At 39.6% G+C, this 13,004-nt stretch carries 12 protein-coding genes; 8 read left to right on the plus strand and 4 right to left on the minus strand.

Going from position 1 to position 13,004, the window contains the following annotated elements; all coding sequences use genetic code 11:
* The first annotated feature begins 3 nt into the window (after positions 1–3).
* The 3 genes from U859_RS0111780 to U859_RS0111790 are packed head-to-tail and all read left to right on the plus strand — an operon-like array spanning position 4 to position 4,424.
* Positions 4–1,431 carry a RagB/SusD family nutrient uptake outer membrane protein gene (locus U859_RS0111780; protein WP_025143571.1) on the plus strand — a complete coding sequence of 476 codons (1,428 nt, stop codon included), beginning with the start codon at positions 4–6 and terminating at the stop codon, positions 1,429–1,431.
* A gap of 1 nt (position 1,432) precedes the next feature.
* On the plus strand, positions 1,433–3,883 hold the full coding sequence (locus U859_RS0111785; RefSeq protein ID WP_029985684.1) for a zinc-dependent metalloprotease: 2,451 nt from the start codon (positions 1,433–1,435) through the stop codon (positions 3,881–3,883).
* 4 nt (positions 3,884–3,887) lie between these two features.
* A complete protein-coding gene (locus U859_RS0111790; RefSeq protein WP_025143573.1) occupies positions 3,888–4,424 on the plus strand; it encodes a DUF3347 domain-containing protein in 537 nt (178 codons plus the stop codon).
* A gap of 119 nt (positions 4,425–4,543) precedes the next feature.
* On the opposite strand, the gene U859_RS0111795 is transcribed toward U859_RS0111790, so the two are convergent.
* A complete protein-coding gene (locus U859_RS0111795; protein ID WP_025143574.1) occupies positions 4,544–4,951 on the minus strand; it encodes an EthD family reductase in 408 nt (135 codons plus the stop codon).
* 207 nt (positions 4,952–5,158) lie between these two features.
* Between U859_RS0111795 and U859_RS0111800 the strand changes: the two genes are divergently transcribed.
* Entirely contained in the window at positions 5,159–5,788 is a 630-nt protein-coding gene (locus U859_RS0111800) for a class I SAM-dependent methyltransferase (RefSeq protein ID WP_025143575.1), read from the plus strand.
* A 223-nt stretch (positions 5,789–6,011) separates the two neighbouring features.
* Here the strand turns inward: U859_RS0111800 and U859_RS0111805 are convergent, their stop codons facing one another.
* Positions 6,012–7,832, minus strand: coding sequence for a M60 family metallopeptidase (locus U859_RS0111805; protein WP_025143576.1), 1,821 nt, complete (start codon positions 7,830–7,832; stop codon positions 6,012–6,014).
* A gap of 325 nt (positions 7,833–8,157) precedes the next feature.
* Positions 8,158–9,318 carry an FAD-dependent oxidoreductase gene (locus U859_RS0111810; protein WP_025143577.1) on the minus strand — a complete coding sequence of 387 codons (1,161 nt, stop codon included), beginning with the start codon at positions 9,316–9,318 and terminating at the stop codon, positions 8,158–8,160.
* Positions 9,319–9,403: 85 nt separating this feature from the next.
* Here U859_RS0111810 and U859_RS0111815 point away from each other — a divergent pair, with 85 nt between their 5' ends.
* The 3 genes from U859_RS0111815 to map all read left to right on the plus strand — a co-directional run bounded on the left by U859_RS0111815 (position 9,404) and on the right by map (position 11,980).
* On the plus strand, positions 9,404–10,363 hold the full coding sequence (locus U859_RS0111815; RefSeq protein WP_025143578.1) for a helix-turn-helix transcriptional regulator: 960 nt from the start codon (positions 9,404–9,406) through the stop codon (positions 10,361–10,363).
* 167 nt (positions 10,364–10,530) lie between these two features.
* Positions 10,531–11,160: a TetR/AcrR family transcriptional regulator gene (locus tag U859_RS0111820; protein ID WP_025143579.1), complete on the plus strand. Its 630-nt coding sequence runs from the start codon at positions 10,531–10,533 to the stop codon at positions 11,158–11,160.
* Between the two features lie 55 nt (positions 11,161–11,215).
* Positions 11,216–11,980, plus strand: a complete 765-nt coding sequence (gene map, locus U859_RS0111825) for a type I methionyl aminopeptidase (protein ID WP_025143580.1) — start codon at positions 11,216–11,218, stop codon at positions 11,978–11,980.
* A gap of 164 nt (positions 11,981–12,144) precedes the next feature.
* Here the strand turns inward: map and U859_RS0111830 are convergent, their stop codons facing one another.
* Positions 12,145–12,393: a helix-turn-helix transcriptional regulator gene (locus U859_RS0111830; RefSeq protein ID WP_025143581.1), complete on the minus strand. Its 249-nt coding sequence runs from the start codon at positions 12,391–12,393 to the stop codon at positions 12,145–12,147.
* 274 nt (positions 12,394–12,667) lie between these two features.
* Between U859_RS0111830 and U859_RS0111835 the strand changes: the two genes are divergently transcribed.
* Positions 12,668–12,898, plus strand: coding sequence for a hypothetical protein (locus tag U859_RS0111835; RefSeq protein WP_025143582.1), 231 nt, complete (start codon positions 12,668–12,670; stop codon positions 12,896–12,898).
* Positions 12,899–13,004 lie beyond the last annotated feature (106 nt).

Raw genomic sequence — 13,004 nt, forward strand, 5'->3', positions numbered from 1 at the left:
AAAATGAAAAAAAATATAATAATTATCGCATTCCTTGCCCTTATTTTAACGGGTGGATGTAAAAAATATACCGATCTCACTCCAACAGGATCCTTACTTGTAGAAACTGCACAAGATTATTACGAATTGGTTTCCTACCCAAACAGGGCTTACCTCATCAGCAATTTTCAGTACCTGGTTGATGATATGTGGATGAAAGAATCGAATTTTATAGGCATTACACCCAATATTAATACTGTCCATTTTAGTTTTAATGAAAGTGTAGACCGGGTTTCTTTAATTAGCAGCTCAAATTTTTACGAGCGCTCTTACGTTTACATTAACCGCTGGAATACCATTATCTCTTTGGTTGACGGCAGTAAAGGTGACGATAATGTAAAAGCATTGGCCAAGGCCGAAGCAAAGGTATTGAGGGCTTTCGATCATTTCCTTTTGGTAAATGTGTATGCCAAAGCTTATAACGCGGCTACTGCAGCTACTGATGGCGGAATCTGCATCATGGATAAATACGATTTAGAGGCACAACCTGTAAAATCGACTGTAGCTCAGGTTTATGATTTCATCCAGAAAGATTTAGATGACGCGCTTCCATACTTGCAGACACAACCATCAGATCCTTACCATCCATCACTGGCTTTTGCATGGGCATTAAAGGCCAAGGTGCATTTGTTTAAAAGGGAAATCGCGCAAGCCAAAGCGGCCTGTGAGAAATCACTTTCTTACAACAACCAGATTTTCGATCTGGTAAACTATACCACAAAACAGGGTGGACCATCGGTTACACCGATTATTGCACCCAACAACCCTGAAGTTTTGAGTTACATGTACATTCAGGGTTACAACGAAACTAATTTTGGTTATACCTGGCTAATCAGTCCGGAGTTGAGGGAATTGTTTGGTACTAATGATGCGCGTTTCAATATGTTCTTCAATACCACCAGTGCCAGTTTTTTAGATATCGGATCAAACGCTGCTTATTACAATGTTGCCTATACCAGGTTCTTTTATCCAACGGTGGGTTTAAAAACTACTGAAGTATATTTAATGCAGGCGGAGTGTTTGGCCAGGGAAGGCGATTTGGCAGGTGCCATGGCGGTGGTAAATAAACTTCGCGAAAAACGCATCCTTTCAGGCACCATCACGCTTCCGGTTCCGGCAACGAGAAAGGAAACCATGGACATTATCATTAATGAACGTCGGAAAGAACTGTTCCTTGGTTTTAACCGGTTTATGGACTTAAAACGCTTAAATACCGAGCCTGAATATGCAAAAACAGTGGTTCGTAAATATCCGATTGTGAACAAAACCGTTCCACAGCAAACCTATACATTGTTGCCCACCTCGAGATTGTATATCATTCCGTTTCCACTTAATGTACTCAAGAAAAATCCTAACCTCACTTTAAATACCGACGAAAAGCTACCGTTTTAACATGAATATTAAACACCTTATATTTCCAGTTGCGCTCTCGCTCTCTTTAACTGCTTTTGCACAGAAAACACCTGTTGTAAAGACTGATAGTACCACAAAGAAAGGTCCTGTTGACTATCAAAAGATCATTCCGGCAAATGCAATAGGCCAAAACGGACTCTTTAACATCAGGCAGGTAGACCAGAAATGGTTTTTCGAAGTACCCGATAGCTTATTGGGCCGTTACCTGCTGGCTGTTACGCGTTACGTTACTACGCCTCAGGGTTTCGGCAGTTTTGGCGGCGAGAAAGTGAATGAACAGACCATTTATTTCCAAAAGGGTAATAATAACAACCTCTTCTTAAAAGGTGTGGTATACCGTCAGGAAACTAAAAACACTTCTGAAGCCATTTATCAGGCCGTAATGCAATCACAGGAAAGTCCGATTGTTGCCAGTTTCGATATCAAGGCACGTAACCCAATCAATGGAAATTATGTAATCGAGGTAACCGATTTTTTTAAAAAGGATGTTCCGGTAGTTTCGATTGCAGCTGATGAAAAAACGGAGAAAAAACTCGGTAGTTTGGCTGACGACCGTTCTTTTATAGAGAAAATAAGCTGTTATCCGCTTAATGTTGAAGTGAAGAGCACTAAAACCTATTCTACTTCTGGTTTAGGCATTCCTGCCGGTGCCTTAACCGGGGCCATTACTTTGCGTTTAAATACGTCGCTGTTGTTATTGCCCAAAGTACCTATGAGAAAACGTCTTGCAGATGAAAGGGTTGGCTTTTTTAATAACAAGTACATCCTTTTTGATGAGAACCAGCAAGGCGCACAAACGAAGTATTTAGTGCAGCGTTACCGCCTTGAACCTAAGAAAGCGGATATGGCTAAATACAAAAAAGGCATACTGGTGGAGCCGCAAAAACAGATTGTATATTATATCGATCCGGCTACCCCAAAAAAGTGGCGTCCGTATTTGATTCAGGGAATAAACGACTGGCAAAAAGCTTTCGAACAGGCCGGTTTTAAAAATGCGATTATTGGCAAAGAATGGCCGGAAGCCGATACCACCATGAGCCTCGAAGATGCCAGGTTCTCCGTAATCAGGTATTATGCTTCTGAAACCCCTAATGCTTACGGACCGCGCATCAGCGATCCGCGCAGTGGCGAAATTATGGAAAGCCATGTGGGCTGGTATCATAACGTGATGAAACTGGTGCACGATTGGTACATGGTACAAGCTGGTCCCTTAGATCCAAGAGCGCGCAAAATGCAGTTCGATGATGAACTCATGGGACAGTTGATCCGTTTTGTTTCTTCGCACGAATTAGGCCATACATTGGGTTTAAAGCATAATATGGGTGCCAGCAGCCAAACACCGGTAGAGAAACTGAGGGATAAGGCCTGGGTAGAGAAAAACGGACATACCGTTTCGATTATGGATTATGCACGTTTCAATTACGTGGCACAGCCCGAAGATCACATCTCGCCAAAAGGCATTTATGCACGCATTGGGGCTTATGATGAATGGGCCATTAACTGGGGTTATCGTTATTTTGATGGTGCGAAAGATGAATATGCAGAAGAAAAAATCTTAAATAAGATGACTACGGATACTTTAACCAGAAACCCGCGCTTGTGGTTTGGAGGAGAAGGTAAGGATGAAGATCCACGCAGTCAGGCTGAAGATTTGGGCGATAACGCCATGTTAGCCAGCGACTATGGGATTAAGAACCTGAAAAGGGTAGTGGCCAACCTGATGCAATGGACAAATGACCCCGGAGATCAATACGATAACCTGGCCCAGTTGCATAAAGCAGTGGTAAGGCAATATGGCCGTTACCTGTATCATGTAATGAAAAACATCGGTAACCGCTACGTAACGAAAAGAAGTGTGGATGAAAAAGGGGTGGTTTATGCCGAAATTCCCAAAGCAAAGGTGAAGAGTGTGGTCGATTATGTTGGCCGCCAGCTATTTGAAGCACCGCTATGGATGTATCCCAAAGAAATTTCACAATACATTGATGTAAAACCAATGGACGAGATTTCTGATCAGCAGACGCAGATTTTAAACATGTTTTTAAGTCCTGGTTTATTGTTTAACCTGAGCCAGAAAGCTTTGAACTCTGCAGATGCGTACCCTGTTAGCGAATTTTTAAACGATGTGTTGCCTACAGTATGGAAAAAACCATCGCTCGATCCTTTAAAAGATTCCTATCTGCGAAGCTTGCAACGTTCTTACCTGGAAAAGGTGGGCATGTTAATCAACCCTAAAGATATAGCCGATGGAAAAGCGATGAACAGCGCCCAGCGCAGCGATGTAAGACTGGAAGCCATCACCCACGTTAAGGCCATCAGGAAAAAGGTGGAGGAACTCCTGCCGCAAACCACAGGCATTAACGCCACGCATTTAACAGATATGCGGAACGAAATTGATAAAATCCTAAAAAAAACAACTTTAAATCCTTAACCACATGAGAAAATATACATGGGCCATCATCATAACAATAGCCAGCTTAAGTTTTAGTGTAAGTGCACAGGTAAAAACCTCTGCACAGGAAGTAGCCACACCCGAACTGGCACAAAAAAGAGAAGCTTTAAAAGAAGCGATTGTAATGAATTACCTGGGCATTAAAAATAGTCTGGTAAAATCAGATTCGCTACAGGCGATTAAATTTGCTGCAGAATTTGCTTCACTGCTCAACCAGTTTAAATTTAAAAAACTATCGCTGGATGAGATGAATGCTGCCACAACTACACGCGAAGAAATTAAAACGCTTGCATTGGCCATTGCCGCCACAAAGTCCATTAATAAGCAGCGCAGTGAAATGGATAAATTATCGGTTAAAATGTGGTCGGTTATAGAAAGATTCAAGCCTGAAAAAACCACCCTTTACAAACAGGTTTGCCCAATGACGGGTACCACATGGATTAGTGATGATAAAGCGATCCAGAATCCGTATTATCCTAAAAACATGCTTACCTGTGGAGAAGTGAAGGCAAGTATTTAATACCACATAAAAATAATAGTTAATGATTAAAAGCGGTTTTCTGGATAGAAACCGCTTTTTGGTTTCATGCTTTTTGCTTAGGCACTTTAATAAGCGGCTTATATTAACGCTCTTAAGTGTTATTGAATAACTTCACTGATTTGTATAAGGGGCTGAATATTGGTGTATTTTGGAAAATCAGCTCTGATTTTTTCGGCTTTCACCTTAAGAACGTTCTCGTAATCTGAAATATTATCGAAATACAAATATCCAATGGCTAAAAACGGAACAGGCATATCTGGTTTGCCACTTGAAATTCCCTTGTCAATAGCGATATGTTTCAGGCCGGCACCAAAAAATTGCGCCATTAAAGGCATGTGTTTTTTGGTATAATAATCCATATCAAATGTTTTTCCCTCACCATTTGGATACAAAACCGTTACTTTGATCATTCCTTTCTTTACTTTGAAAGTATCGGTTGTTTGAGCTTTTAGAAAATTTGAATAAATTCCTAAAAATAGCAATAGTAGAATTGTTTTTATTTTCATTTTGCAGGTTATTAATTGTTTATATCATTATTTACATTTATTTCTTTAGTTTTTATATTATTCTAATATAATGTTATTTATCGTTAATAATTAATCTTGAGTTCTGTTAAAGCTTTGATTATGAATGCATTTAAATCAATTAAGTTGTTTCCTTTAAGTAGTTGAATCTTTCTTGGTAAATTATGCTGTCTGTAAGATAAAATAGATATGATAAATAAAAATGATAAACCTGAATTCTGGGAAGCAGCTTTTGGTGAGAAAAAAGAAATGTGGGGTTTTGAGCCGGCCAAGTCTGCACTGTTCACTAAAGATTTTTTCTTACGTGAAGCTGTGAAGAATATCCTGATACCCGGAATTGGCTACGGGCGTAATGCACAAATTTTTAAGGAAAACGGAATAGAAGTTACAGGCATCGAGATTTCTAAAACGGCCATCGAAATGGCAAAAAAACACTATGGAGATGCTATGGTGATCTACCATGGTTCGGTAACGGATATACCTTTTGATGATAGCCTGTATGACGGGATATTTTGTTATGCCTTAATTCACTTGTTAAATAGCGATGAAAGGAAAAAACTGATTAAAGATTGTTACAATCAATTATCAGATGAAGGGTATATGGTTTTTACTGTTATTTCAAAAACAGCCAATACTTATGGAAAGGGAAGATTGATCAGCAAAGACCGTTACGAAATATTTGAAGGGGCGCAGTTATATTTTTATGACCGGGAATCGATAAAAACCGAATTCGGCGAATATGGATTATTTGAACTTACTGAAATTGAAGAGAGTCAGCCGTTTTATTTGGTAATGTGTAGAAAGGGTAATGACCAATAACCAATTTTCAATGATCAAATAGCAACCGATTTAAGGTTAATGCTAAAAACTGAATGATGGAAAAATGGGTTCTGCGGTGATCAGTGTAATCTGCGGGAAACAATTACACACCTAACTCTTTGATCTCTGTGCCTTCTCTCCGTGCGCTCTGTGGTAAAAAACAGCGGGCTATATTGTAAAAAAAAAGAGGACCGCATTACTGATTCTCTTTCATTAAAAAATTTTAATTATATAAACCCAGTTCCGCTAACGATGCAAACTGTAAACCATCCTGTGCTGAATTAGCAATTACTTTAAGATACCTTAATGTTTTTGTGCTTCCAAAATCGAAATATTGCACTCCTGCAGCATTTTGAGCTACATAGTTATTTACGGCCGTAAAATTAATATTATCTGTACTGGTTAACACCTGGAAATTTTTAATCGCCCTGCTTAAGCTATTCCTTTGTACCAGGCTTAGTCCTTTTGCCGTTTTGTTTGAACCAAGGTCGATCACGACCTGATGTGGATAGCTAGCTGCAGTGCTGGTCCACCTCGAATGCCAGTAAGTACTTTGGCTTCCATCAATTAAAGTTGCTGCCCGGCCATTTACCGCACCTTCGCCACTGGTTTCCTCAGAGCTAAAAGAATTGATGCTCCAGCTGCTTTTACTCAATTCGTTTAAAGGTGCCACATTATCCTGTAAGGTAGAAGGATCAGTTGTTGGTGCAGATAAACCTAAGGCAGCCATATCGGCATAAATTTGGGTGGTAGCTGCAGCAGTAGAGAGGTTTAATCCCCATTTCTGAAAGAAATTACTTAGGTTTTTGCCAGATAAGTTACAGGCTTTCAGCATAAAATAGCGCATGCGGTCGTCGTCATTTGCCAATGTTGGATTTTCGATGCGCATATTTTTGGCCAGCGTTCTATAGAAATTATCGCCATATGCCAGGGTTAATTGCTGGAACATGCATAAGCGGATAAAAAGATCGGTGAGCGGGTTTGCATAACTTGTTGAACCATTATAATCTTTACTACCAGCCGGTTTGCCTAAATAAGTAAAGGCTTTAGGCCAAACACCATCATTTACCAACCTGTTGATGGATGGGGTGAGCGTACGCTGAACATATAAACTATAAAGATTTACGGTAACTTCGCCCAGGGATCCCCAGCGCCACATCATCTGGTGCTGATGGCCAAGTTCGTGCCATAATCCCCATCCATTGGTACCCACTGCATCTAAAGTTAAAATTGCATTTACATCAGAGGTGATGTAGGCCGTACGGTAATCATAAGCGAAGAAATAATAATTTGGATCTTCGTGTTGTGTGAGGAGGTAGGTATGTACATTTTTTGCATGGGCGGGTAACGAATTGTCTAAACCATTTAAATCATCTTCGAGTGCGATTATCTGGGTAATTTTATTGAGTATGGCAGCCTGATCTTCGTTCTGGTACTGGATGGCTTTAGTACGCGATACCACAATTACACAATTCGATCCCTCGAGTACCACATCAGGGGTAGTGTAGGTTTGTAATTGACTGATCCAATCCGAATTGGTAGTAACACCCAGTTTAAAATAAGGCGCATATTGATAACCAGTATTGAAAGTTACTTTTGCTGTAGATCCGGTAGTAGAATTGGTGTACCTCAACCACAATAAGCCACCGGCGGCATTGGTAATGGTATTGGTACCTGCAGTTAACTGCACTACTGTAGGCTGTGCATTCCATGTGCCATACCTCGAGTAAGTGCCGATAAGCAGTTTTGGCAAGCGTGTTCCTGCTGTTTGCTCTACAGTAATGTCTAAAGTTGCATTTGGCGCCATATAAAGGCCTGTAGCCGTAAAATCAGTTAGATTATAACCGTTTTTTAAGCGGTCTTTTTCAATTGAAGCATTAATTTTTTCGGTAACATTAAAAATATTCGTCTGACTGGCTGATAGGAGAACCGAACGGTTTGTGGCTTTGCTATTATCGACTTGTTCTGGCAGTACGTTTGCTTTTTTACATGCAAAAAGGCAAGCTATTGCCATCGCGGTGAAGAGTAGGGATTTTTTTTTCATTGTTTTTAGGTTAAGTAAATATTTGGTTGTTATAATGTTGAGTTATATTATTGATGCCATTCCAACTATTTTGCCCTCTCTTTCAAACCAATGCTATAATCATCATAGGTCTGCCTGCACTGTCAATCGAATGTATTTATAATTACATACAGTTAAAAGAAAAAAGACTGCGCAAACGTTTGCTTACCAGGCTAATACTTGTTTATTCCTGGTCAAATCCCATAAAAAAAGCCAGAATTTTTCTGGCTATGGGTTTTTAGAAACTTCGTTGTGCTCAAGTGGCTCAGGTGGTCAAATTAAAACCTTTTGTGGTTACCTCGCGCAATTATATGTTTTGACCTAATAGTTTCAACATTCTTTCCTGTGCATCATCTGCATGCATCCACTCTGCCATCTCAAGCGAATCCTGAGTGGCTTCGGCACCTCTTTCCAGCATCTTTTTTTCGTAGGCAGAAATGGCTGTCTCAAGTGTTGTATAATCACTGCTGGTAAGGCATTCGCTTAAATCAAGTGCATCCAGCATGGCCAGGTTTACTCCTTCACCTGAAGGGGGCATAATATGCGCTGCATCTCCCAATAACGTAACATTCGGTTTTGCATCCCAGGTTTGATCCAATGGTACTACATATTGCGGGCGTAACATTATCGGATAACTTGCATTTTCAAATAATTCAAACCAGATCTCGTTCCAGCCTGCAAACTCTTTTTTAAACCATTCAAGTATATTTTTATGGTCCGAAAAATCGACACCGTTGCTTTTTACCCATTGCTCATCTTTTTCACTACTGGTATAAAAATCGATACTTCCATCGCCTTTTGATGATACATGCAAGGCCTTGCCGTCACCATGAACATATATTTTTCCGCCTTTTAATAAATGATGCATATTGGGGATGACTGATTCAGCATGCTGTACATTTCCCTGTAAGATGGTGATGCCGGCATAGGAAGCTTTAGTGGGCGTTACAAACGGACGTATCTTAGAATTAGCACCATCAGCCCCGATTACCAGATCGGCGATGGCTGTTGTTCCGTTTTTAAAGGTGATTTTCCATTGCCCGTTAACCTGCTCCATGGATAAAAACTGACTGCTCCAAACCACTGTACCAGGCTGCAGCGAATTTAATAACAGGTTTCTTAATGGCCCCCTGTCAATTTCCGGCCTGAAGTATTCATTATTAAAATCATCATTCAATGTTTCCGTGTGTTCATCAAAAATGATATTGCCCTGAGGATCAATAATTCGCCCCTGATCGGCACCCGGCCGGTAAGTTTCTTTAAAAGCATCCATTAATCCGGCCTTTTCAATGGCCTTTAAACCCGATTCAAAGTGTAGGTCGAGTGTGGCTCCCTGTACGCGTATGGCAGGGTTTAAATCTCTTTCGTAAACCTTTACTTCAACACCTTTAAGCTGTAAAAGTCGGGCGAGGGTTAAGCCACCAGGACCGCCGCCAATAATGGCTGTTTTTTTATTTTCCAGTAACATATTTTTTCGATCTTATTTATTGCACACAAAAATGCATACACTTTTATAGATAAAATAGCTACTTTTAATATTAAAACAGTCGTAAATGAAAATATCGATTACCGATACCGGATCTGGAATTGCCAGCGAACTTGCTAAAGCCATAGGTGCACGGGTAGAGGGACGGTTTATCTATATTCCTAGAAATAAGGGCGGCGGTTACATTACCGGCTTTTCGTGGGGAAAAGATTTTCGGGTAATGATCAGGAACTATTATCTCCATGAGGAAATTTATATCGAACGCACCAACGAGCTGTTGGAGGGGCAGGAAGATGTGATTTTCCTGTTAAGTGGAATTTTTCCAACACCCGTAAAGTCTGAAAAACAGTTGTCAGCAGAACATTCAAGTGTATTGATCTGTATGCATGCTGTTTCATCGGTTATGGCCATGCCTTCTGATACGGGTTTTGGAAGCGTTACCATTGCCGTTTCGAGGCAGTACCTCCGTTTGCTTTTTAGCACGATAAACCATCCTATAGTAGAAAGCATATTGGGATCGAAAGATAATTTTGTATTTGAAACCAGCATTTCTCCCGAAATGATTAAAACTGCAGACGAAATGATCCATCAGCCTATGCCCGAAGGTCTCGAAAGCCGTTATTACAAACTAAAGTGCGAAGAATTGTTGTGTCATATTTTCGCGCTGTTATTGCAAAGGGAAGCCATACCTGCCAGTAGCATGCATATTGATGATATTAAAGCGATATATGCCATTAAATACCACTTGCAATCGCACCTTGCCGAAGCTCCGAATGTTGCTTCACTTGCCAGAGATGCGAATATGAGCGAACCAAAACTCAGGAAACTGTTTAAGCAAACTTTTGGAAAGGGAGTTTTTGAATATTACCAAAGCACACGCATGTTTGAAGCGGCGAAATTGTTAAAAGAAGAACGATTTTCTGTCTCAGAAGTGGGTTATCAATTGGGTTTTACAAACCTAAGTCATTTTACAAGGGTTTTTGAACAGCATATCGGCATTAAACCTAAAAAGTATTCGTTAAGTTAAGCTAAACGCAATTTCAGTTTCGAAAATTACAGTATTTACAGGTTTTGGTTTCATATTTTTTATAAAATAATGTTACGGCTTAATATTTATCATAAAAGTTTGGAATACCACCATAACAATTTGAAATATCACATGGAAAATTGCAAATTGCGTTTAAAAATCATTCAATGGGTAGAAAAGTAACTGACGGACCTCTTAGAAATAAGGAAAGAACAAAACAAAAACTGATAGATTCGCTTGGTGTTATCCTCATCGAAAATGGTTTTAAAGGTTTAAACGTGATGCAGGTGGCTGCAAAAGCCAATGTAGACCGTAAACTGGTTTACAAATATTTCGGCGGACTCGAAGGACTGGTAAGAGAGTATCTCTTTACCAAAGATTATTGGAGATTTAGTGATGAACAGACTGCTGAGGTAATCGCGCAAAGTAAGGCTGATTTTGGAAAGAGAATGGCTTATCAGCTACTCGAAGATCAGTTAAACGCTTTAATGGCAAATGAAGAGATGAGGAAAATTGTTACCTGGGGACTCTCTGAAGATTTTGAGCCTTTGAAAGAGCTCAACCTGGAGCGCGAGGAAGTAGGTGAAAAGCTTTTTGCAGCAGTGTATGATGATCATTTTAAAGATAAGGATAAAAATATCAGGGCCATTGAGGCCATCCTGATTAGCGGAATATATTACCTTTCACTATATGCTCAAACCAATGGAACTTTTTGCGGTATTGATGTTAAGGCAGAAAAAGGGCAGGATGAAATAAAAAAATCACTCAAACAGATTATTGATTGGGCTTATTCTTAAGTCTGTTTAAAATAAGATTAAGCCATTATCTATGATACTGGTAAAATGCTAAAATATGTCTATAACTACTGAAAGCGAAAGAACAGGAATGGAACAAGCAAGTGCTGCTGTAGCCATTACCCTTAAAAAGATGCGCGAATTTGCCAAACCGGGCATTTCAACCAAGGAACTGGATGAGTATGGTGGCAAATTGCTGGCAGAAATGGGCGCACGTTCTGCACCTTTTTTAACCTACGGTTTTCCAGGATATACCTGTATCAGTATTAATGAGGAAGCTGCGCACGGCCTGCCATCGGCAGATAAAATCCTAAAAAATGGCGATTTGATCAATATTGACGTTTCTGCCGAATTAAATGGCTTTTGGGCTGATAATGGAGGTTCGTTTGTACTTGGTGATGATATTTATGGTCATGGCAGGCTTGTAGAAACATCAAAAGAGATACTGAAAAAAGCCATCAGTAACATTAAAGGCGGTGTGCGGATATCTGAAATCGGGAAATTGATAGAAACTGAAGCGAAAAAGGCAGGTTATACGGTAATTAAAAACCTGACTGGCCATGGCATTGGTCGCAGCCTGCACGAAGCACCTCACGAAATTGCCAATTATTGCGACCGGTTTAATATTGCCCGTTTTAAAAAGAATCAGGTGGTGGCGATAGAAACTTTTATTTCAACACGATCAACCATTGCAGATACACAGGCTGATGGCTGGACATTATGTGGCAATAAAGGAGGTTTTGTTGCGCAACATGAACATACCATTATGGTAACCGGAGGCGAACCTGTAATATTTACCACAGAAAACGGTATTTGGGATTAAAGCCTGATTCCTATAATAAGGTCGTCATTCTCAACTTGATTGGGAATCTTAAGGCAAGCGATTTAAGATTCCCGCCTGCGCGGAAATGATGACAGTCCTAGTAGAATCTGCAAATGGCAGACCAGGTCAATCGGAAATTTATGTAGTATAATTTTATAAGGATATTAATCCCTAAGTTTTGCAGAAATTTCTTTCAAAACATTCATACTAAAAGTATGTCTGCCTGCAAGCCAGCGCTCAATTTCTACAGGATTAATATCTACCAATACAGAGAGATCATTTTTGGTAAGTCCTTTATCTGTTAATGCTTTTGCAGTTATGCCTGCAACTTCAAAATTCGCACGTGTAAGTTCCTCAATAGCTGGATTTCCATTTTCTTCCAGCCAGATGGATACAAAATCGTTTTCTTCCATTCGATGTTATTCCTTGATGTTTAAGCAAATTCAACGTGTTTAGTGCCGTTAAATTTATTTTTCGGCGAAATTAAGAATATTCAAGATGAATATCTAATTGAGATATAAACACTTCCTCATGATGTTGATAATCGCATCCAACCTTTGTTAGCCCTTTCTGTATTCAGAAACCAATCAGATAGTTTACAGATGATGTTTAATTGATAACATAAATTGCGCAATAAGTTTAAATGGATTGTCTTGCTTTGCGCTCATTAGCAAGATTAGATTCTAAATGGAAAAAGTACAGACAAAGATCAGCTTAGATCTTCAGAAATTCATCGACAAATTTGAACCCAACAAATTTAAACTGATGGCTAACGGAATTGAAGTGAGGGGAGTGAACGACATTCACCGTACCATTACCGGGGCAAAAGACCTTATTAAAAGACTGCAACTCAATCTCATCGTAGCCCATAATGCAGAAATGCTGAGTTACCGTGGATTTGAGGTAAATAATCTATAATAAGCGTAATGTTTGCAAATAAAATTATACTAAACAATTGTTTAGTATAATTTAACTTTTTAACTTTATTCTGATTATTTTAATACACGCATTGCAACAGGCGTTG

The organism is Pedobacter jeongneungensis (assembly GCF_000633455.1).
Taxonomy (GTDB): Bacteria; Bacteroidota; Bacteroidia; order Sphingobacteriales; family Sphingobacteriaceae; genus Pedobacter; species Pedobacter jeongneungensis_A.